Raw genomic sequence first — 19,890 nt, 5'->3', positions numbered from 1 at the left:
GCTATTCCGGATGCACGCGCCGCGTAGGCTCGGGGGATGAGCATGCGCCACGCGCTCCTGATCCGTCCCGCGGCATCCGACGATGACCGCGCCGACTTCTCGGGCACCTTCGTCGCCCACGATCCCGGCGCCCCCGCGCTGCTGCTCGGCGACCTCGCGGCCCAGCGCGGCGACGGGGTCTTCGAGACCGTCGGCGTCGTCGACGGGGTGCCGCACCAGGTCGACGCGCATGTCGCGCGCCTCGCGCACTCGGCGGCGCTGTGCGACCTGCCCGCCCCGAACCTCGATCAGTGGCGCCAGGCCATCGCCGCCGCGGCGACGCTGTGCCCCGCGGGCGAGGCCTCGGTCAAGCTCGTCCTCAGCCGCGGCGTCGACGGCGCCTCGACGCCGACCGCCTGGATCGCCGCCGGCGGGGCGCCCGACTTCACCGTGGCCCGCACCCGCGGCATCCACGTCGTCACGCTCGACCGCGGCGTCTCGCGCGGCGCGGCGGAGCGCTCGCCCTGGCTGCTGCTGGGGGCCAAGACTCTCTCGTACGCCGTCAACATGGCGGCCCTCCGCGAGGCGAAGAGGCGCGGGGCGGATGACGCGCTGTTCGTCTCCTCCGACGGCTTCGTGCTCGAGGCGCCCACGGCGACCGTCCTGCTGCGCATCGACGGCCGCTACGTCACGCCGCCGCCGGAGGCCGGGATCCTCCACGGCACGACGCAGCTGAGCGCCTTCGCGTGGCTCGAGGGACGGGGGGAGAACCCCGAGTACCGGGATGTGTCCGTCGCGGAGCTGGAGCGGGCGGATGCCGCGTGGCTGCTCTCCAGCGTGCGGCTCGCGGCGCCCGTGCGGGCGATCGACGAGCGGGCACTGCCCGTCGACGCGGAGCTGACGGCATCCCTCAACGACGCACTGCGGGCGCGCACGGCCTGAGCGGCCCGCAGCGCTCACGGTGGGAAGGCCGGCCCCGACCCGAATACGGGATCGGCCCTCCCCGCCGGATCATCCGAAGCGGCCGGAGACGTAGTCCTCCGTGGCCTTCACCGACGGTGTCGTGAAGATCGTGCGGGTGTCGTCGTACTCGATGAGCTTGCCGGGCTTGCCCGTGCCCGCGATGTTGAAGAAGGCGGTGCGGTCGGAGACGCGCGAGGCCTGCTGCATGTTGTGGGTGACGATCACGATCGTGTACTCGCTCTTGAGGTCCTCGATGAGCTCTTCGATCGCGTAGGTCGAGATGGGGTCGAGGGCCGAGCAGGGCTCGTCCATGAGGAGCACCTCCGGCGAGACGGCGATCGCGCGGGCGATGCACAGACGCTGCTGCTGGCCGCCCGACAGGCTCGAGCCGGGACGATCGAGACGGTCCTTGACCTCGTTCCACAGGTTGGCGCCCTGCAGAGACTTCTCGACCAGGGCGTCCTGGTCGCCCTTGCTCATGCGCCGGTTGTTGAGCTTGACGCCGGCGAGCACGTTGTCGCGGATCGACATGGTCGGGAACGGGTTGGGGCGCTGGAAGACCATGCCCACCTGGCGGCGCACGAGGACGGGGTCCACGCCCTGGCCGTAGAGGTTGTTGCCATCCAGCAGCACCTCGCCTTCCACGCGCGCGCCGGGGATCACCTCGTGCATGCGGTTGAGGGTGCGCAGGAACGTCGACTTGCCGCAGCCCGACGGTCCGATGAAGGCGGTGACGCTGCGGGGTGCGATGTCGAGCGAGACCCCTTCGACGGCGAGGAAGTCGCCGTAGTAGACGTTGAGGTCGTTGACTTCGATGCTCTTGGACACGTGTTCCTCTGGCTGTTGTTTCGGGTGGTGAGCGGGATCAGCGGGCCTTGGCGGGCGCGTAGATCCGCGCGATGACGCGGGCGATGATGTTGAGGGCCATGACGATGAGGATCAGCACGAGAGCCGCGGCCCAGGCGCGGTTGATGAACGCCTCGGCGGGGATGCCCTGGTTCATGAACTGCGTGTAGGTGAACACCGGCAGCGTCATCATGCGGCCCTCGAAGAGGTTGTAGTTCATGCTCGTCGTGAACCCCGCCGTGATGAGCAGGGGAGCGGTCTCGCCGATGACGCGGGCGATCGAGAGCATGACGCCGGTCGTGATGCCGGCGATCGCCGTGGGGAGCACGACCTTGAGGATCGTCAGCCACTTCGGCACGCCGAGCGCGTATGCCGCCTCGCGCAGCTCGTTGGGCACGAGGCGCAGCATCTCCTCGCTCGAGCGCACGACGACGGGGATCATGAGCACCGACAGCGCGATCGCCCCCATGATGCCGAGCCGGATGCCGGGGCCCAGGAAGAGTGCGAACAGGGCGTACGCGAACAGACCCGCGACGATCGAGGGGATGCCGGTCATGACGTCGACGAGGAACGTGATGCCCCGCGCGATCTTCTTGCCCTCGCCGTACTCGACGAGGTAGATGGCCGTGAACAGGCCGATCGGAATCGAGATGATCGCGGCGGCGAGGGTCACGAGCAGGGTGCCGACGATCGCGTGGAGCGCGCCCCCGCCCTCGCCGACGACGTTGCGCATCGACGAGCTGAAGAACTCGGCCGACAGGCCCGCGACGCCGTTGGTGATCGCGGTGAAGCCGAGAGAGATGAGCGGGACCATCGCGATGGCGAAGGCCGTCGAGACGATCCCCGTGACGAGCCGGTCGACGGCCTTGCGGCGCCCCTCGATGAGCGAGGAGACGCCCCAGATGAGCGCGAGATACACGAGGGCGGTGACGACGAGGAAGCCGGCGATGTTCACACCGGTGCCGGCTGCCACGGCGAGGATGCCGAAGACGAGGAGGCTGAGCAGGGCGCTCGCGCCGAGGAGGGCCCAGGGCACCCACGCGGGCAGGCGCCCGCCGGTGATGCGCGGTGCCTGCGAGGTCGACGTGGGGGCGGGACTCTGCGTCGGGGTGGAGGTGAGGGTCATGTCAGTTGGCTCCCGAGAATTCCCTGCGGCGGCTGACGATCCACCGGGCGAACGCATTGACCGCGAAGGTCACGATGAAGAGGATGAGGCCCGTTGCGATGAGGACGTTGACGTTGACGCCGTACGCCTCAGGGAACGTCAGCGCGATGTTCGCGGGGATCGTGCTGGGGTTCTCGGAGGTGAAGAGGCGGAAGCTCACGATGCCCGTCGCGGAGAGCACCATCGCGACGGCCATCGTCTCGCCGAGCGCTCGGCCGAGGCCGAGCATCGACGCGGAGACGATGCCGGAGCGGCCGAAGGGGAACACGGCCATGCGTACCATCTCCCAGCGGGTGGCGCCGAGGGCCAGCGCCGCCTCCTCGTGGAGAACGGGCGTCTGCAGGAAGATCTCGCGACAGATCGCGGTGATGATGGGCAGGACCATGACCGCGAGCACGAGGGCGGCCGTGAAGATGGTGCGCCCGGTGCCGGAGACGGGGCCCGAGAAGAGGGGGAACCATCCGGCGTTGTCGACGAGCCAGGTGTACACCGGCTGCGCGGCGGGGGCGAGGACGAGGATGCCCCAGAGTCCGAAGACGACGGAGGGAACCGCGGCGAGCAGGTCGACGACGTAGCCGAGCCCCTGCGCCAGGCGGCGAGGGGCGTAGTGGGAGATGAAGAGCGCCACGGCCACCGAGAGCGGCACGGCCATGAGCAGCGCGAGGAAGCTCGCCCAGACGGTGCCGAAGGCGAGCGGCCAGACGTAGTCCCAGAAGTTGGTGGAGAGGATCGAGGCCTCTTCGCTCGTGGCGGCGATGCCCGGGATCGACTGCACGACGAGGAAGATCGCGACCGCGGCGAGGGTGACGAGGATCATCGAGCCCGCGAAGAGCGCGGCACCCGAGAACCAGCGGTCGCCGGGCCGCTGCGGAGCCTTGGGCGGGGCGGCCGGGGGAGCGGTGGTGGTCATCTCATCCTGTTCTCGGGTGCTACGGGATGTTCAGTTGTCGCGATGGTGCCGGCCCGCGGCGTGAACCGCGGGCCGGCACCAGGGTCTCACTCGACGACGATCAGGTCGAGAGCAGCCTGCATGTTCTCGCGCTGCGTCTCGGAGATCGGGGCCGAACCGGCTGCTGCGGCCGCCTCGTCCTGGCCCTCGGGGCTGATGACGTACTCGAGGAAGCCCTTCACGAGCGCAGCGGACGCTGCGTCGACGTACTCCTCGCACGCGACCATGTAGCTCACGAGCACGATCGGGTACGCGGCCTCGTCGGGGGTGCGGTCGAGCGCGATGGCGAGGTCGCCATCGGTGCGGCCTTCCTCGCGCGGCGAGGCGTCGACGATCGCGGCGGCGGCCTCGGGGGAGAACCCGATGAACTCGTCACCGACCTGGACCGACACCTGGCCGAAGCCCTCGGCGCGCGACGCGTCCGCGTATCCGATGGTCCCCGTGCCGCCATCCACGGCGGCGACGACACCCGAGGTGCCTTGTGCGGCCTCGCCGGTGACGGGGGTGGCGGGCCACTCGCCGTCGGCCTCCCACTCCCACACCTCGGGGGCGGCCTGGTTCAGGTAGTCGGTGAAGTTCTCGGTGGTTCCCGAGTCGTCGGCGCGGTGGACGGGCGTGATGGCCTGGTCGGGGAGCGATACCCCCTCGTTGAGGGCCGCGATCGCCGGGTCGTTCCAGTTCGTGATGGTGCCGGCGAAGACACCGGCGACCGTCGCGGCGTCCATGTTGAGAGACTCGACGCCATCGAGGTTGAAGATGACGGCGATCGGGGAGATGTAGGAGGGGATCTCGATGATGCCCGTGCCCTCGACGCACGCGTCGAACGGCCCCTCGGCGATCTCCTCGGCGGTGAACGCGCGGTCGGAGCCGGCGAACGCGACGGCGCCGGCCTGGAAGGAGTCGCGGCCCGCGCCGGACCCGGCGGGGTCGTAGCTGATCGTGGCGTCGGGGTTGGCGGTCTGGAAGCCGGCGGACCACGCCTGGACCGCGACCTCCTGCGACGAGGCGCCGGCGCCGACGAGCTCACCGGAGAGGCCGCTGCCGCCGTCCGCGGGGTCGGTCGTGGTGCCGCGCTCGTTCGCGGCGCAGCCGGCGAGGGCGAGGGCGGCGACGGCGCCGAGGGCCGCGACGCGCGAGATTCGGGTGATCTTCACTGTGTATCCGTTTCGATCCGTGACAGGGGAGTGTGTCCTGGTGCAGGGCACACCGAGAAGCTAGGAGCCGGCACTTACGAGAGTGCGCCGCGCGGGTGAACGAAAGGTGAACGGCGGGCGTCGCCCCGCCTGCACTACCCCTGGATTACGAGGATGGAGGGCCTGCATCGCCACCCGTTCACACGGCGTGGCCAGCATGTGCGGCATGTCGAAGACCAAGGCGCAGCGCAAGGCGGAGTCGGCTCTCGAGAAGGTGGCCAAGAAGGCGGCCGCGGCCAGGAAGACGGCCGCACGTCTGCCGAGCGGCGCCGGCAAGAAGCTCGAGGCCCGGGCCGCGGATGCCGCGGAGGTCGCAGACACGCCGAAGAAGGCCGTCCGCAAGAAGCCGAAGGCCGTGCGTACCGAGGCCGAGGAGGCGCTCGAGGCGCTGAGACGTGCGACGAAGAAGGCCGTCGCGAAGGCCGAGAAGGCGGCGCGGCGCGCCGAGGGGGAGGCGCAGACCCCGACGGAAGAGGCACGGGCGGCATCCGCCTCCGCCGGCGCCGAGACCGGGCCCGACGCGCGCGTCGCGGGCGCCCCGACGCGGGGGTCATACCTTCGGAACGTGCGTCTCGATGGAGACGATGCCGGATCCCGGGTTGGTCGAGGAGAGGTGCACCACGGAGAACGCGCCCACCTCGAGAGCCGAGGCGCTGCCGAGGTACGAGCCCTTCATCGTCCCGGTCGCGAGGGCGATCTCGGTGAGGATCTCGGGAAGGACCGGGCCGTGGCTGCAGAGCACGGCCGGCTTGCCCGCGCGCACGCGCTTGCCCACCACGCCGCGCGCATCCGACTCGCCGCGCTCCCACGCGTCCTGGCTGAGGGCGGCGGTGCGCTGGATCTGGCGACCCGTCGCGGCGGCGAGCGGCGCCACCGTGGCGACGCAGCGCACCGCGTCGGAGGTGATGATCCGTCGCACGCCGAAGGCTCGCAGCGGTCCGACGATCGCCGCGGCCTGGCGAACGCCCCGCGTCGTGAGCGGCCGGGCGGCATCCGCGCCGTCGAAGGAGCCGCGGGGCTCGGCCTTGGCGTGCCGCAGCACGATGAGGGGGAACGTCTGGAGCACGCCGTCGTCGACGAGGGCGAGGAAGGTCTCGAGGATCTCGACGTCGACGGGATAGCTGAGGTAGCTGCGCGCCTTCCTGGGCGGGATCCACTCGAGCGCCGCGATCTCCTTGTTCGGCACGAAGGCCGACGCGCGGATCGCGTCGTCGGTGGCCTCGGCCGCCCAGTAGTGCACGATCTTCTCGCGCCCCTTGGGCAGGTGGTACCGGGAGACCCCCACGGGCGGTCCGAGGGCGACGCGGATGCCGGTCTCCTCGTAGATCTCGCGCACCGCCGTCTCGGCGAGCATCTCTCCCGGGTCGACCTTGCCCTTGGGAAGCGTCACGTCGGCGTAGGCGGTCCGGTGCACCACGAGGATGCGGAGCTTCCCTTCGACGAGGCGCCAGATGACGGCTCCGGCGGCGTAGACGGCGGTGTCCGTCATCGCACCGCCCGAGCGCGCCGCCGCCGCTGCACGCCCGCCATCGTCTTGTCCTGCATGTCGATGAGGGGCTTGCCGTCCTCGCCCCGCGCATGCCGCGTCCACTCGCCGTCGGGGCCCAGCCACCACGAGCTCGTCCCCTCGCTCATCGCGAGGTCGAACAGCGCGTGCAGCGCGGCCACGTGCGGCTCGGCGACGACCCGCACGAGCGCCTCGACGCGGCGGTCGAGGTTGCGGTGCATCATGTCGGCGCTGCCGATGAAGGCCTGCGGCGACCCGTCGCCGTGGAAGAGGAAGATGCGCGAGTGCTCGAGGTACCGGCCCAGGATGCTGCGCACGGTGATGTTCTCGCTCATTCCCGTCACGCCGGGCTTGATGGAGCAGATGCCCCGCACCCAGATGTCGACCTTCACGCCCGCCTGGCTCGCGCGGTACAGCGCGTCGATGATCTGCTCGTCCACGAGCGAGTTCACCTTGATGCGGATGTGGGCGCGCTTGCCCGCCTGCGCGTTGCGCCGCTCCTTGTCGATGAGCCGCAGCAGGCCCTTGCGCAGGTGCAGGGGGGCGACCAGCAGGCGCTTGAACTTCTTCTCGATCGCGTAGCCCGACAGCTCGTTGAACAGGCGGGTGAGGTCGCGCCCCACCTCGGCGTCGACCGTGAACAGGCCGAAGTCCTCGTAGATGCGGCTCGTCTTGGGGTTGTAGTTGCCGGTGCCGACGTGGCTGTAGCTGCGCAGTACGCCGTTCTCCTCGCGGATGACGAGCGCGAGCTTGCAGTGGGTCTTCAGCCCCACGAGCCCGTAGACGACGTGGACGCCGGCCTTTTCGAGCTTGCGTGCCCAGACGATGTTGGCGGCCTCGTCGAAGCGTGCCTTAATCTCCACGAGCGCGAGCACCTGCTTGCCCGCCTCGGCCGCGTCGATGAGCGCCTGCACGATGGGGCTGTCGCCCGACGTGCGGTACAGCGTCTGCTTGATGGCGAGCACGTGCGGGTCCTTCGCCGCCTGCTCGAGGAACGCCTGCACGCTCGTCGCGAACGACTCGTAGGGGTGGTGCACGAGCACGTCGCCCTTGCGGATCGCCGAGAAGAAGTCGGGGCGCTCGTTGTTGTCGCCCGGCTGGAAGGCGACGGCGGTCGTCGGCACGTGCGGCGGGTAGTGGAGGTCGGGACGGTCGATGCGCGAGATGTCGAACAGGCCGCGCAGATCGAGCGGTCCCGGAAGGCGGTAGACCTCTTGCTCGGTGATGTCGAGCTCCTTCAGGAGCAGGTCGAGCGTGACCTCGTCCATGTCGTCCGTGATCTCGAGACGGATGGGGGGACCGAAGCGCCGCCGCAGCAGCTCGGCCTCGAGCGCCTGGATGAGGTTCTCGGTCTCGTCCTCCTCGATCACGACGTCCTCGTTGCGGGTGAGGCGGAACGCGTGGTGGTCGAGCACCTCCATGCCCGGGAACAGGTCGTCGAGGTGGTTGGAGATGAGCTCCTCGAGGGGCAGGTACTTCGCGGTGGGGCCGTCGTCGCCGGGCAGCTTCACGAAGCGCGGCAGCATGCTCGGCACCTTGAGCCGCGCGAATTCCTGGCGGCCGGTGCGGGCGTTGCGGATGCGCACCGCGAGGTTGAGCGAGAGGCCCGAGATGTAGGGGAAGGGGTGTGCGGGGTCGACCGCGAGGGGCATCAGGACGGGGAAGACCTGTGCGTGGAAGTAGTCGTAGAGGCTCTCCCGTGCCGCGGCATCCAGCCCGTCCCAGCTGACGACCTCGATGCCGGCGGCGGCGAGGTCGGGGCGCACGAGCGACTGCCAGGCCTCCGCGTGGCGCAGCTGCAGCCGGTGCGCCTCGGTGGAGATGTCGGCCAGCACCTCGACGGGCGCTCGCCCGACGTTGGTGGGCACCGCGAGGCCCGTCATGATGCGTCGTTTGAGCCCCGCGACGCGCACCATGAAGAACTCGTCGAGGTTGCTGGCGAAGATCGCGAGGAAGTTCGCTCGTTCGAGTGTCGGAAGCGTGGGATCCTCGGCGAGCTCGAGCACGCGCTGGTTGAACGAGAGCCAGCTCAGCTCACGGTCGAGGTAGCGATGCTCGGGAAGCTGGGAGTCGTACGCCTCGACGATCTCGTCGAAGTCGTCGTCGTCGGCATCGCCCAGGCCGGAGTCTGCCATCGAGGTTTCGAGCATGCCCACATCATTGCAGGCGCGGGTGTCTCCGATGTGAACGAAGATGCCCCGGGTCAGCCCTTGCGGCCGGACGGTCCGCCGGTGGGCAGCGCGTCGTCGTCGTAGACGTTGAAGCGGTAGCCGACGTTGCGCACCGTGCCGATGAGCTGTTCGAGATCGCCGAGCTTGGCGCGCAGGCGCCGCACGTGCACGTCGACCGTGCGGGTGCCGCCGAAGTAGTCGTAGCCCCACACCTCGCTGAGCAGCTGCTCGCGGGTGAACACGCGCGAGGGGTGGGTGGCGAAGAAGTGGAGGAGCTGGAACTCCTTGTAGGTGAGGTCGAGAGGCTTGCCGTGCACCTTGGCGGAGTAGGAGGACTCGTCGATCGTGATGCCCGAGGTCTGGATGCGGCTGGAGGTCTGCTCCTGCGTGAGGCGCCCCATGGCCAGGCGCACGCGCGCATCGACCTCGGCGGGGCCGGCGGTGACGAGGATGACGTCGTCGACGCCCCAGTCGGTGCTGACCGCCGTCAGGCCGCCCTCGGTGACGACGAGGATGAGGGGCGCGTCCAGTCCCGTCGTGTTGAGGATCTTGCACAGCGACTTCGCGCCCACGAGGTCGTCGCGCGCGTCGACGAAGATGACGTCGGCGCTCGGCGCGTTGACCAGCTGAGCGGGCTCCGCGGGGATCTGACGCACGCGGTGACTCAGGAGCTCGAGGGACGGCAGAGCCGGGCCACTTCCGTGTGTGGAGCTCAGCACGAGCAGTTGGGCCACGCGTTTCCTCTCGGGCCGCCGGGGACGGGGTCTTCGTGGCCCCCCATCTTACGCCGACGCGCCGAGGCGCCCGGCACCGGGCGTCCGGCCCGTCGCGGCGGGCCTCGCGCGAACCCGAAGCGGTGGGGGATGATGGAGCAATGTCCGTCCCCGACCTCGCCCCGCGCCCCACGGTCTACGGCATCGTGACGGTGTGGGTGCTCGCGCTCATCGCCGGCGTCGCCATCGCGGTCTTCGTGCCGGCGCCCCTGCAGGCGGTGTGGTTCGCGCTCGCGATGGCGGGTGCCCTGATCCTGGGCTTCGCCGTGCAGCTGGTCTACGGACGCTCCACCGGGTTCATCCGCCGCGTGGCGGCCAGCGCGCTCGGCTCCCTCCTCATCCTCGGTATCGTCACGGCGGCCATCGGCCTCGCCGCCATCATCTAAAGTGGGAAGCATGGACCTCGTCGCGCTCGAACTCTTCTTCGTGGGTCTGCTGGGCCTGGCGTCGCTGGCGATCGCCTTCGTGTCCGGCGTGGTGATTCTCAACCTGTACCGCGGCCAGCGCTGATCGGCGACGCGGTGTTCGATCTCCCCGCAGACCTTCCCGCCGACCTCGTGCCGCTGTCGTGGCTGATCGGCGTGTGGGAGGGGACCGGCGTGATCGAGTACGACGCCGCCGGACGCACGCACTCCGGTCAGTTCGTCCACCGGGTGAGCTTCAGCCACGACGGCGGCGACTACCTGAACTACGCGGCGGCGGCATGGCTCGCCGAGGGCGGGTCCGATCCGGCTCAGCGTCTCGTCCCCGAGACGGGGTACTGGCGACTGCACCGCCCCGCGGGGGAGGCCGACGCCGGGCCTGCCCTCCTCCCCGCTCCGGGCTCGCCCGCACCGCGGACGGCCGACGACGTCGAAGCCCTCCGCACGCCTCGCGGCGGATTCGAGATCGAGGCGGCGATCGTGCACGCCGACGGCGTCGCCGAGCTCTACCTCGGCGAGGTGGCGGGTCCGCGGATCGAGATGTCGACCGACGCGGTCGTGCGGCCCTCGGGTTCGCGTGCCTACTCGGGCGCCACGCGCATGTACGGCCTCGTGGACGGTCACCTGCTCTGGGCGTGGGACATCCAGGCCCTCGGCCAGGAGCTGCGCTCCCACGCCTCCGCGCGCCTCGCGAGGGCCGACTGATGGGCTCGCCGTTCGCCGCGCTGCCCGGGGCCGTCATGGCCGACGGGTCGGCTGCCCCCGCTCACTACGGCGCGCCGCTGCGCGAGCAGGCGCTGCTGGATGCCGGGGAGGCCCTCGTCCACGCGGCCGACCGTGCCGTCGTGGAGGTCGCGGGGGAGGACCGGCTGACCTGGCTCGACTCCATCACGTCCCAGGCGCTTGGCGCGCTCGAGCCGGGCCGCAGCACCGAGCTCCTGGTCCTCGACCCCCACGGCCACATCGAGCACGCGGCATCCGTCGTCGACGACGGTGAGCGGGCGTGGCTGATCGTCGACGCCGACGGAGCCGATGCGCTCGTGGCGTGGCTTCGACGGATGGTGTTCCGCTCCCGCGTGAGCGTCGGGCGCCGCGACGACCTCGCCGTCGTCGGGTACGCGCGGTCGGAATCGCCGGCGGCCCGTGCGGTGCTCGAGCACGGTGCGCCCGTGGCGACGTGGCGCGACCCGTGGGATGCCGTATCCGCCGGCGGGCACCAGTACGCAGTCATGGTTCCCCACCCGGGCGCCGGGCGCGAATGGCACGAGGCGATCGTGACGGAGGACGGCCTCGCCGCTCTCGCCGCGTCGGGCATCGCCGCCGCCGGGCTGCTCGCCGCCGAGGCGCTGCGCATCGCCGCGTGGCGCCCGCGCCGGGCGAACGAGGTCGACGCGCGCACCCTACCCCACGAGCTCGACTGGCTGCGCACCGCCGTGCACCTGAACAAGGGCTGCTACCGCGGTCAGGAGACCGTGGCGAAGGTGCACAACCTCGGCCACCCGCCGCGGCGGCTCGTCTTCCTCCACCTCGACGGCAGCGACACCGTCCTGCCCGGGCCGGGCGCCGTGGTCACGGCCGACGGCGCCGAGATCGGCAGGATCACGTCCTCGGCGCTGCACCACGAGGACGGCCCGATCGCGCTCGCCGTCGTCAAGCGCTCCCTCGCCGTCGACGCGTCGCTGCAGGTGCTGACCGACGACGGCCCGGTCGCCGCCTCGCAGCAGGAGATCGTGCCGCGCGACGCCGGTGCCGCGGCATCCGTGCCCCGCCTGCCGCGATTGTCCTCGCGCGCCCGAGGGTGAACGCCCGCTCCGCCGGCGAACCGCCGGCCGACGCCGGACCGCCGACGGTGACCGCCGCCGTTCCCGCACGCCTGCGCGATCGCTTCACGCCCCGCCCCGGCCTCGAACGCCTGCGCAGCTCGGCCGGCGCCATCACGCAGATCGTCGTGGCCGCGACGGGCGCCTACGCGTTCGCGTACTTCGTCCTGGGGCACCAGGCGCCCCTGCTCGCCGCGACCGTGACCGTCTCGAGCCTGGGCCTCGTGCGCGACGCCCGCCCGCGCCGCGTGCTCGAGACGGTCGCGGGCATGATCGTCGGCATCGCGATCGCGGAGCTGATCGTGCTGGGCCTCGGTCACGGATGGTGGCAGCTCGGTGTGACGCTCTTCGCGACGCTCGTCGTGGCGCGCTTCCTCTCGCCCCAGCCCGGCTTCGCGATCGCCGCGACCATCCAGTCGGCGATCGTGCTGATCCTTCCCGCGGCGGGGGTCTCGGCACCGCTGTCGCGGTTGACCGACGGGCTGCTGGGCGGTGCCGCCGCGCTCCTGGTGACGGCGCTGATCCCCCGCAACCCGCGCGCCGAGGCGCTGCGCGAGGTGCGGCGCCTCTTCGCCGCGATGGACGACACGCTCGCGACGCTGGGGCAGGCCCTGGAGCGCGGCAGCAGGCTGCGCGCGGAGCGCGCGCTCGAGAAGGCCCGGGCCCTCGACCCGCTCGTGCGGGGCTGGCGCGAGCTGCTCGACTCCTCGGTCGCGATCGCGCGCATCTCGCCCTGGCTGCGCGCGAGCCGCTCCGAGCTCGCGCGTCAGGAGCGCATCCTCGGCGGCATGGACCTCGCGGCGCGCAACCTGCGCGTCGTCGCGCGGCGCGCCGCCTACGTCGAGGACGACGGGAAGGCCCGCCCGGCCGCGGCCGATCTGCTGCGGGCGCTGCGGAAGGGCCTCGCGCTGGTCGGCCAGTCGGTCGAGGACATCTCGATGGAGCCGGCCGCGCGGGAGGCCCTGCTGGCGGTGGCCCGGCTGCTGGACCCGCAGGCGGTGCTCCCGGGGGCGGCCGTGAGCGATCACAGCCTCATCGCCGCTCTCCGCCCCCTGGCGGTCGACCTCCTCGTGGCGGCGGGGATGCCGCGGGACGAGGCCCGCGCGGCGGTGCCGCGCATCTGAGACGCGCTCAGCCGGGGGCGACGGCCGACCATGGCAGGGTCAGCTCGCCCAGGCGCCATCGTGCGCGTGTACCGAGCACGGGCACGCCCTCGTCCGCGAGGGCGGTCACGGTGTGCAGCCAGCGCTGGGTGGGGCCGAAGGGCGCCAGCGCCGCGGAACGGCCCCAGGCGCGGTCCAGGCGCGACAGGACGGCGTGGATGCGCTCGCCCGGCACGTTGCGGTGGATGAGCGCCTTCGGCAGGCGCTCGGCGACGACCGAGGGGTCCTCGAGCCCCTGCAGCCGCAGCGAGAGCGTGAGCCGCAGGGGAGTGCCGTGCTCGTCCACGTCGATCCAGCTGCCGACCCGGCCCTGCTCGTCGCACGTGCCCTCCACGAGGAGACCGCCGGGCGCGAGCCGCGACGCCGCGAGCCGCCACGCATCCGCGACTGCGGCCTCGTCGTACTGGCGCAGCACGTTCATCGCGCGGACGAGGACGGGGCGCCTGCCGCCGTCCGAGGGAACCTCGAATCCGCCGCGACGGAAGTCCACCCTCGTGTCGGCGGTGAACGCGGTGCGGCCGGCGCGGACCTCCGCCAGCTGCGCTCGCGCGCGCTCGACCCGTTCAGGATCGATCTCGACGCCGACGACCTCGACTCTGGGGGCCGTGCGGCGCAGCCGCTCGGCGAGCTCGAACACCGTCACCCCGCTCGCGCCGTAGCCCAGGTCGACGACGAGGGGCCGGGCGGTCGTGCGCAGCCCGGGGAGCGCGGCGAGGTATCGATCGTTGCGTCGCAGCAGGTTGGTGTTCGTCGTCCCCCGGGTCGCCTGTCCGACGGGTCGGCGGGGCGGGGAAGCGGAGCGCACCCCTCCATGATGCCCGGACCGCGTCATCCGGCGCCGATAGCATGGGGGCATGAGCGCCCCCTACACCCTGATCCTGCTCCGCCACGGCCAGAGCGAGTGGAACGAGCTGAACCTCTTCACCGGCTGGGTCGATGTCCGGCTGACCGAACTCGGCAAAGCCGAGGCGGCGCGCGGCGGCGAGCTGCTCGCCGAGGCGGGGCTGCTGCCCGATGTGCTGCACACGTCGGTGCTCAGCCGTGCGATCCAGACCGCCAACATCGCGCTCGACGCCGCCGATCGCCTGTGGATCCCCGTCAAGCGCTCATGGCGCCTCAACGAGCGTCACTATGGCGCCCTGCAGGGCAAGGACAAGGCGCAGACCCTCGCCGAGTTCGGCCAGGAGCAGTTCATGCTCTGGCGCCGCTCGTTCGACGTGCCGCCGCCCGTGCTGGCCGACGACGACCAGTACAGCCAGGTGCACGACCCCCGCTACGTCGGCATCGACGGCGAGGTTCCCCGCACCGAGTCCCTCAAGCTCGTCATCGACCGCATGCTGCCCTACTGGCACAGCGACATCGCGCCCGACCTGAAGGCGGGAAAGACGGTGCTCGTGACCGCGCACGGCAACTCGCTGCGCGGGCTCGTGAAGCACCTCGACGGCATCAGCGACGAGGACATCGCCGAGCTGAACATCCCCACCGGCATTCCGCTGGTCTACCGCCTCGACGAGAACCTCGTCCCCCTCGGGCCCGGCGAGTACCTCGACCCCGAGGCCGCCGCCGCGGGTGCCGCCGCCGTCGCCTCCCAGGGCAAGAAGTAGCCGACCCGCCTCGACGCATACGACGAACGCCCCGACCTTGCGGTTCGGGGCGTTCGTCGTATGCGGGCGGGGCTATAGCTCGGGGTCGGCGCTCCAGTCGCCGGTGGCGAGGTAGACGACCTTCTTCGCGACCGACTCGGCGTGGTCGCCGAAGCGCTCGTGGTAGCGGCTGGCGAGGGTGGCGTCGACCGTGGCCATCGCCTCGCCCTGCCAGTTCTCGCCGAGCACCTTCTCGAAGACGGAGACGTGGAGCTCGTCGAGCTTGTCGTCGAGGTTGCGGAGGTCTTCTGCGATCGTGACGTCCTGCGTGCTCAGCAGCTGCGTGAGCTTCTTCGCCATCTCGACGTCGAGCTGCCCCATCGCGGTGAAGGTGCTCTTGAGCCCCTTCGGGATGGCGCGCTCGGGGAAGCGGTAGCGGGTGAGCTGGGCGATGTGCTCGGCGATGTCGCCCATGCGCTCGAGCGAGGCCGACATGCGCAGCGCGCTGACCACGATGCGCAGGTCGCGGGCGACCGGCTGCTGGCGGGCGAGGATCTCTATCGCCAGCTCGTCGAGCGCGACGGCCTTCTCGTCGATGATCGCGTCGGCCTCGATGACCTCCTCGGCGAGGGAGACGTCGCTCGTCCCGAAGGCCTGCGTGGCCTTCTCGATGGCGACGGCGACGAGCTCGGCGATCTCGACGAGCCGCCCCTGCACGTCTTCGAGGGACTGGTGGAAGACTTCGCGCACGATGATGAGCCCTTTCGCGGTTCGCGGATCCGTCGGCTGCACGGCCTCCGCGATCCTCCCCGGCGAAGGTTAACGGACGGTGCCGTGAGAGTGAATAGTACCGTCGCCGCCCGCGACGTTCTGCGGTGGAAGGCGGGTGGGGGGCCCTCCTTCGGCCTACGCTGGACCCATGAACTCCGTGCAGCTGGCGCTGCTGGCGCTGTGTGCGGGCATCGTCGTCGGTCTCGGGGTCGCCGCCCTCATCGGCGCCGCGCTGCGGGTCAAGCGCCGCGTGGAGGCCGAGGGTCGCGCCGTGGTGCCGGCCGGTGTGCTGCAGGTCCTCGACGCGATGGAGGGGGCGGCATCCGTGCTGGATGCCTCCCTCACCGTCGTGGCGGCCTCGCCGGCGGCCCCCGACTTCGGCATGGCGACCGGCGATGTCCTGACGGTGGAGGGCCTGCGCCAGCTCGCCCGACGCGTCCGCTCGACGGGGGAGCCCTCGAGCACGCGGTTCCGCATGCGACGCGGTGCCGTCGCCCCCGGTGCCCTCGTCACCGAGGGGCGCCTCGTCTCGGCACGTGCGGCGCGTCTCGGCGCGAGCCACATCCTGATCGTGGTCGACGACGTGACCGAGCAGGAGCGTCTCGAGCAGATGCGGCACGACTTCGTCGCCAACACCTCGCACGAGTTGAAGACGCCGGTGGGGGCCGTGAGCCTGCTCGCCGAGGCGATCGACTCGGCCGCCGACGACCCGCCGCAGGTGCGGGCCTTCGCGGCTCGCCTCCAGGCCGAGGCCGACCGCCTCACGCGCCTCACGAGCCGCATCATGGACCTTTCACGGCTGCAGTCGGCGGACGAGGTGCCGCAGGCTCGGGAGGTATCGGTCGACGAGGTCGTCGTGGCCTCCGTCGAGGCGCACGCCCTGCAGGCCGACTCCGGGGGCGTGACCGTCGTGCGCGGCGGTGACCGCGGCGCGGTCGTCAGCGGAGACTCGACGATGCTCATCGAGGCCGTCGGCAATCTCATCGCGAACGCGATCGCTTACTCCCCGCGCGGCGCGCGCGTGGGCGTCGGCGTGCGCATCGACGGCCCCGTCGTCGAGATCGCCGTCACGGACCAGGGCATCGGCATCGCCGAGAGCGATCAGCAGCGCATCTTCGAGCGGTTCTACCGGGCGGATGTCGCGCGTTCGCGCCGCACGGGCGGCACGGGGCTGGGGCTCGCGATCGTCAAGCATGCGGTGCAGCGCCACGGCGGGGAGGTGCGGGTGTGGTCGCGGCTCGGCCGCGGGTCCACCTTCACGATACGGCTGCCGCGGTACGAGCCGCCGGTGAAGCACGGCTCTAAGCGCCGCAAGAGCGCCGACTCCGGAGCCCGGCGAGGGCCCTCCCGCGCAACCCCCCTCCGACAGGAAGAGATGGACACATGACCCGGGTGCTGCTCGTCGAAGACGAACCCGACCTCGCCGAACCGCTCGCCTACCTGCTGCGGCGCGAGGGGTACGACGTGGAGATCGCCGAGGACGGCCCGGCCGCGATCGCGTCGTTCGAGGAGAGCCCCGCGGACATCGTGCTGCTGGATCTGATGCTGCCGGGGATGCCGGGCACCGAGGTATGCCGCCGCATCCGTCAGCTCTCCGGCATCCCCATCATCATGGTCTCCGCGAAGGACTCCGAGGTGGACATCGTCGTGGGGCTCGAGCTCGGCGCCGACGACTACGTCACGAAGCCCTACTCGTCGAGGGAGCTCCTCGCGCGCATGCGGGCCGTGCTGCGCCGCACCGCCGATCCGGACGTCGACCTGGACGACCACGTGCTCGAGGGCGGCCGGGTGACCCTCGACATCGACCGGCACAGCGTGGCCGTGGACGGCGCCGAGATCAGCATGCCGCTGAGGGAGTTCGAGCTGCTCGAGGTGCTCATGCGCAACGCCGGCCGGGTGCTCACGCGGGGTCAGCTGATCGACCGCGTCTGGGGCAGCGACTACTTCGGCGACACCAAGACGCTCGACGTGCACATCAAGCGCATCCGCTCGCGGATCGAGAGGACTCCGAGCGAACCCGAGATGCTCGTCACCGTGCGGGGCCTCGGGTACCGCTTCGAGGCCTGACGCGGCGACCGCGGGCGGGAGAGCACCCCGGTCCGCCCTCGGCGTCGCCCGGCGCTCCTTACGGAGCGAAGGGGGCGAGGTACTCCAGCTCGCTGCTAAGGACGGGGACCTGCACGAGGTTGCCCTCGGCGTCGCCCGCCTGGAAATAGACCGGCATGGTCGCGCCGGGCAGGGTGTCGATGTCCGTGAAGAGGATCGGCTCGGCGTCGGCGAGCACGCTCTCGCCGTCGGTGGCCGAGGCCGGGACGTCGGCGCCGAGGCTCACCGCGCTGCGGGCCGCGATGCGGAAGGTCTCGGTCGTCTTCGCCGCTCCCTCGCCGTATTCGATCGTGACGACCTGCGGCTCGGAGCCCTCGTTGACGAACGCTGCGAGGAAATTGCCGTCGACCCCGTCGTCGGAGACGATGACGGCGTTGCGCACCAGGACGTCGCCGCTGGCGGCGTTCACGCCCTCGGCGGGGGCGTACTGGATCGTCGTCGCCTGCGGCGCCGTGAGGTTGCATCCCGTCGTGCCGATGAGGACGGCCGCGATAACGGCGAAAGGTGCGAGCCGGCGGGATTTCACAGGTCCTCCAGGGAAGTACGCGGACGGTCCTTGCATTCTATGGGGTCGTCCTGCAGGCCCCTCGCCGGGGGTGCCGGGCGAACCTTAGCGCATGCCGCCTGTGGTAGGCTGTAGGTTGCCGAAAGGACATAACTGCATGCTTTTTGAGGTTGGCGAAACGGTTGTCTACCCGCACCACGGGGCCGCGACGATCGCCGAAGTGAAGACTCGGGTCATCAAGGGCGAAGAGAAGATCTATCTCAAGCTCCGCGTCACGCAGGGTGATCTCACGATCGAGGTACCGGCCGACAACGTCGATCTGGTCGGCGTCCGCGACGTGATCGGCAAGGAGGGTCTCGAGCGCGTGTTCGAGGTGCTGCGCGCCCCCTTCACCGAAGAGCCCACCAACTGGTCCCGCCGGTACAAGGCGAACCTCGAGAAGCTCGCCTCCGGCGACGTCATCAAGGTGAGCGAGGTCGTTCGCGACCTGTGGCGCCGCGACCAGGACCGCGGGCTATCCGCGGGTGAGAAGCGGATGCTCGCCAAGGCGCGCCAGATCCTCATCTCCGAGCTCGCCCTCGCCGAGAAGACCGACGAGGAGCGCGCGAGTGTCGTCCTCGACGAGGTCCTCGCCAGCTAGGCTCCCGGCGTGAGCATCACGCCGACCCCCCGCGTCGGGATCGTCGTCGTCGCCGCCGGATCGGGGGAGCGCCTCGGTGCGGGTGCACCGAAGGCGTTCGTCGGGATAGACGACCACAGCATCCTGAACCACGCCCTCCGAGGGGTCTTCCGAGGCCCCGTGGCGCAGGTCGTCGTCGTCGCGCCCGCAGAGCGGGCGGGGGATGCGCTGACGGAAGCGCTCGCGGTGGCGGATCGGACGGATGCCGCGGCGCCGCTGCCCTCGGGCCGGCGGCGCGACCTGGTGCACGTCGTGGCCGGAGCGGCGACCCGGCAGGGTTCCGTCGCGGCGGGCCTCGGCGCGTTGTGGGCCGGGATCGAAGTCGTGCTCGTGCACGATGCCGCACGCGCCCTCACCCCGCCGGAGGTGTTCGAGAGGGTTGTGGCGGCGGTGGACGAGACGGGGGCGGGTGTCGTTCCCGTGCTCCCGGTCGTCGACACGCTCAAGCGCGTGGCCGGCTCCGACGTGGTGGAGGCGGTGGACCGGGCACCGCTCGCGGCCGCGCAGACGCCGCAGGGCTTCCCCCGCGACGTGCTCGATGCCGCGTACCGCGCCGCGGCGGCCGAATTCACCGACGACACGGCCCTCGTGGCCGCGGCCGGCGGCCGTATCACGACCGTGCCGGGTCACGCGTCGGCGTTCAAGATCACCACTCCCGCCGACCTCGAGCGTGCGCGCTCCCTCGTCCAGGATGCCGGGGCCTACGTGCAACCGCATCCGCACACCTCGCTGGCCGGCGCCCCGGCGGCGCCCCGGGTGGGCATCGGCACCGACGTGCACGCCTTCGGGGGCGAGGGGGAGCTGTGGCTCGCCGGCCTCCGCTGGCCGGGCGAGCCGGCGCTCTCGGGCCACTCCGACGGCGACGCCGTGGCGCACGCGATCGTCGATGCGCTCCTGGCCGCGGCGGGCCTCGGCGACATCGGCACCCACTTCGGCGTGGACCGGCCGGAATTCGCGGGCGCCCACGCATCCGCCTTCCTTCGACGCACGCTCGGACTCCTGGGCGAGGCCGGGTGGCGGGTCGGCAACGTCTCCGTGCAGGTGCAGGCCGGCCGCCCGCGGTTCGCCGCCCGTCGCGCGGAGGCCGAGCGGACGCTCTCCGACGCCCTCGGCGGCGCGCCCGTCTCGGTGTCGGCGACGACGACCGACGGGCTCGGCTTCACGGGGCGCACGGAGGGCGTGGCCGCCTTCGCCGTCGCGCTGCTGATCCCCGCCTGAGCGCCCCGCGCAGGCATCTCCGCCGCCGCGAGACACCACATGTGCGGCGAGACACCACACGGCGTGTGGTGTTTGGC

The 19,890-nt window shown here is 71.4% G+C and carries 20 protein-coding genes; 10 read left to right on the top strand and 10 right to left on the bottom strand.

Annotation, left to right across the window (positions count from 1 at the left end; translation table 11 throughout):
• Positions 1–36: 36 nt before the first annotated feature.
• Complete coding sequence (locus RYJ27_RS10385; RefSeq protein ID WP_330170238.1) at positions 37–921, top strand: aminodeoxychorismate lyase; 885 nt, start codon at positions 37–39, stop codon at positions 919–921.
• A 69-nt stretch (positions 922–990) separates the two neighbouring features.
• On the opposite strand, the gene pstB is transcribed toward RYJ27_RS10385, so the two are convergent.
• From pstB to RYJ27_RS10350, 7 genes are all read right to left on the bottom strand, one after another.
• Positions 991–1,770, bottom strand: coding sequence for a phosphate ABC transporter ATP-binding protein PstB (gene pstB, locus RYJ27_RS10380; protein WP_330170237.1), 780 nt, complete (start codon positions 1,768–1,770; stop codon positions 991–993).
• A 37-nt stretch (positions 1,771–1,807) separates the two neighbouring features.
• Entirely contained in the window at positions 1,808–2,914 is a 1,107-nt protein-coding gene (gene pstA / locus RYJ27_RS10375) for a phosphate ABC transporter permease PstA (RefSeq protein ID WP_330170236.1), read from the bottom strand.
• A 1-nt stretch (position 2,915) separates the two neighbouring features.
• Positions 2,916–3,863 carry a phosphate ABC transporter permease subunit PstC gene (gene pstC / locus RYJ27_RS10370; protein ID WP_330170235.1) on the bottom strand — a complete coding sequence of 316 codons (948 nt, stop codon included), beginning with the start codon at positions 3,861–3,863 and terminating at the stop codon, positions 2,916–2,918.
• Positions 3,864–3,949: 86 nt separating this feature from the next.
• Positions 3,950–5,056 (bottom strand): phosphate ABC transporter substrate-binding protein PstS, encoded by a 1,107-nt coding sequence (gene pstS / locus RYJ27_RS10365; protein WP_330170234.1) that lies wholly within the window; start codon positions 5,054–5,056, stop codon positions 3,950–3,952.
• Positions 5,057–5,645: 589 nt separating this feature from the next.
• Positions 5,646–6,584, bottom strand: a complete 939-nt coding sequence (locus tag RYJ27_RS10360; RefSeq protein WP_330170233.1) for an NUDIX hydrolase — start codon at positions 6,582–6,584, stop codon at positions 5,646–5,648.
• Positions 6,581–8,752: an RNA degradosome polyphosphate kinase gene (locus RYJ27_RS10355; RefSeq protein ID WP_330170232.1), complete on the bottom strand. Its 2,172-nt coding sequence runs from the start codon at positions 8,750–8,752 to the stop codon at positions 6,581–6,583. Before RYJ27_RS10355 ends, RYJ27_RS10360 begins: the two co-directional genes overlap by 4 nt.
• Positions 8,753–8,805: 53 nt before the next feature.
• Positions 8,806–9,507 carry a response regulator transcription factor gene (locus tag RYJ27_RS10350; protein ID WP_330170231.1) on the bottom strand — a complete coding sequence of 234 codons (702 nt, stop codon included), beginning with the start codon at positions 9,505–9,507 and terminating at the stop codon, positions 8,806–8,808.
• Between the two features lie 140 nt (positions 9,508–9,647).
• Here RYJ27_RS10350 and RYJ27_RS10345 point away from each other — a divergent pair, with 140 nt between their 5' ends.
• From RYJ27_RS10345 to RYJ27_RS10330, 4 genes are all read left to right on the top strand, one after another.
• Positions 9,648–9,932, top strand: a complete 285-nt coding sequence (locus tag RYJ27_RS10345; protein ID WP_330170230.1) for a hypothetical protein — start codon at positions 9,648–9,650, stop codon at positions 9,930–9,932.
• Between the two features lie 135 nt (positions 9,933–10,067).
• Positions 10,068–10,673, top strand: a complete 606-nt coding sequence (locus RYJ27_RS10340; RefSeq protein WP_330170229.1) for a heme-binding beta-barrel domain-containing protein — start codon at positions 10,068–10,070, stop codon at positions 10,671–10,673.
• Complete coding sequence (gene ygfZ, locus RYJ27_RS10335) at positions 10,673–11,770, top strand: CAF17-like 4Fe-4S cluster assembly/insertion protein YgfZ (RefSeq protein ID WP_330170228.1); 1,098 nt, start codon at positions 10,673–10,675, stop codon at positions 11,768–11,770. Before RYJ27_RS10340 ends, ygfZ begins: the two co-directional genes overlap by 1 nt.
• A gap of 47 nt (positions 11,771–11,817) precedes the next feature.
• A complete protein-coding gene (locus RYJ27_RS10330) occupies positions 11,818–12,912 on the top strand; it encodes an FUSC family protein (RefSeq protein ID WP_330170227.1) in 1,095 nt (364 codons plus the stop codon).
• A 7-nt stretch (positions 12,913–12,919) separates the two neighbouring features.
• On the opposite strand, the gene RYJ27_RS10325 is transcribed toward RYJ27_RS10330, so the two are convergent.
• On the bottom strand, positions 12,920–13,783 hold the full coding sequence (locus tag RYJ27_RS10325; RefSeq protein WP_330170226.1) for a class I SAM-dependent methyltransferase: 864 nt from the start codon (positions 13,781–13,783) through the stop codon (positions 12,920–12,922).
• A 22-nt stretch (positions 13,784–13,805) separates the two neighbouring features.
• Between RYJ27_RS10325 and RYJ27_RS10320 the strand changes: the two genes are divergently transcribed.
• Positions 13,806–14,555, top strand: a complete 750-nt coding sequence (locus tag RYJ27_RS10320; RefSeq protein WP_330170225.1) for a phosphoglyceromutase — start codon at positions 13,806–13,808, stop codon at positions 14,553–14,555.
• 72 nt (positions 14,556–14,627) lie between these two features.
• Here the strand turns inward: RYJ27_RS10320 and phoU are convergent, their stop codons facing one another.
• On the bottom strand, positions 14,628–15,284 hold the full coding sequence (gene phoU, locus RYJ27_RS10315) for a phosphate signaling complex protein PhoU (RefSeq protein WP_330170224.1): 657 nt from the start codon (positions 15,282–15,284) through the stop codon (positions 14,628–14,630).
• Positions 15,285–15,453: 169 nt separating this feature from the next.
• On the opposite strand from phoU, the gene RYJ27_RS10310 reads away from it, so the two are divergent.
• Both RYJ27_RS10310 and RYJ27_RS10305 read left to right on the top strand, forming a co-directional pair.
• Entirely contained in the window at positions 15,454–16,692 is a 1,239-nt protein-coding gene (locus RYJ27_RS10310) for a sensor histidine kinase (RefSeq protein WP_330170223.1), read from the top strand.
• Complete coding sequence (locus RYJ27_RS10305; RefSeq protein WP_330170222.1) at positions 16,689–17,372, top strand: response regulator transcription factor; 684 nt, start codon at positions 16,689–16,691, stop codon at positions 17,370–17,372. The genes RYJ27_RS10310 and RYJ27_RS10305 overlap by 4 nt, the downstream gene beginning before the upstream one ends.
• Before the next feature lie 58 nt (positions 17,373–17,430).
• On the opposite strand, the gene RYJ27_RS10300 is transcribed toward RYJ27_RS10305, so the two are convergent.
• Positions 17,431–17,937, bottom strand: a complete 507-nt coding sequence (locus RYJ27_RS10300; RefSeq protein ID WP_330170221.1) for a DNA modification methylase — start codon at positions 17,935–17,937, stop codon at positions 17,431–17,433.
• Positions 17,938–18,073: 136 nt separating this feature from the next.
• Here RYJ27_RS10300 and RYJ27_RS10295 point away from each other — a divergent pair, with 136 nt between their 5' ends.
• Both RYJ27_RS10295 and ispD read left to right on the top strand, forming a co-directional pair.
• Positions 18,074–18,556: a CarD family transcriptional regulator gene (locus RYJ27_RS10295; RefSeq protein WP_330170220.1), complete on the top strand. Its 483-nt coding sequence runs from the start codon at positions 18,074–18,076 to the stop codon at positions 18,554–18,556.
• A 9-nt stretch (positions 18,557–18,565) separates the two neighbouring features.
• Complete coding sequence (ispD, locus tag RYJ27_RS10290; RefSeq protein ID WP_330170219.1) at positions 18,566–19,813, top strand: 2-C-methyl-D-erythritol 4-phosphate cytidylyltransferase; 1,248 nt, start codon at positions 18,566–18,568, stop codon at positions 19,811–19,813.
• The last annotated feature ends 77 nt before the right edge of the window (positions 19,814–19,890 follow it).

The organism is Microbacterium limosum, assembly GCF_036324365.1.
Classification (GTDB): domain Bacteria; phylum Actinomycetota; class Actinomycetes; order Actinomycetales; family Microbacteriaceae; genus Microbacterium; species Microbacterium limosum.
This window is presented reverse-complemented; position numbering and strand designations above follow the sequence as displayed.

What these genes read in the sequence shown, in the direction of transcription:
- RYJ27_RS10385 (WP_330170238.1), top strand. Translation starts at nt 37, where the DNA reads ATGAGCATGCGCCACGCGCTCCTGATCCGTCCCGCGGCATCCGACGAT.
- pstA (WP_330170236.1), bottom strand. Translation starts at nt 2,914, where the DNA reads ATGACCCTCACCTCCACCCCGACGCAGAGTCCCGCCCCCACGTCGACC.
- pstC (WP_330170235.1), bottom strand. Translation starts at nt 3,863, where the DNA reads ATGACCACCACCGCTCCCCCGGCCGCCCCGCCCAAGGCTCCGCAGCGG.
- RYJ27_RS10360 (WP_330170233.1), bottom strand. Translation starts at nt 6,584, where the DNA reads ATGACGGACACCGCCGTCTACGCCGCCGGAGCCGTCATCTGGCGCCTC.
- RYJ27_RS10355 (WP_330170232.1), bottom strand. Translation starts at nt 8,752, where the DNA reads ATGCTCGAAACCTCGATGGCAGACTCCGGCCTGGGCGATGCCGACGAC.
- RYJ27_RS10345 (WP_330170230.1), top strand. Translation starts at nt 9,648, where the DNA reads ATGTCCGTCCCCGACCTCGCCCCGCGCCCCACGGTCTACGGCATCGTG.
- ygfZ (WP_330170228.1), top strand. Translation starts at nt 10,673, where the DNA reads ATGGGCTCGCCGTTCGCCGCGCTGCCCGGGGCCGTCATGGCCGACGGG.
- RYJ27_RS10325 (WP_330170226.1), bottom strand. Translation starts at nt 13,783, where the DNA reads ATGACGCGGTCCGGGCATCATGGAGGGGTGCGCTCCGCTTCCCCGCCC.
- RYJ27_RS10320 (WP_330170225.1), top strand. Translation starts at nt 13,806, where the DNA reads ATGAGCGCCCCCTACACCCTGATCCTGCTCCGCCACGGCCAGAGCGAG.
- RYJ27_RS10310 (WP_330170223.1), top strand. Translation starts at nt 15,454, where the DNA reads ATGAACTCCGTGCAGCTGGCGCTGCTGGCGCTGTGTGCGGGCATCGTC.
- RYJ27_RS10305 (WP_330170222.1), top strand. Translation starts at nt 16,689, where the DNA reads ATGACCCGGGTGCTGCTCGTCGAAGACGAACCCGACCTCGCCGAACCG.
- RYJ27_RS10295 (WP_330170220.1), top strand. Translation starts at nt 18,074, where the DNA reads ATGCTTTTTGAGGTTGGCGAAACGGTTGTCTACCCGCACCACGGGGCC.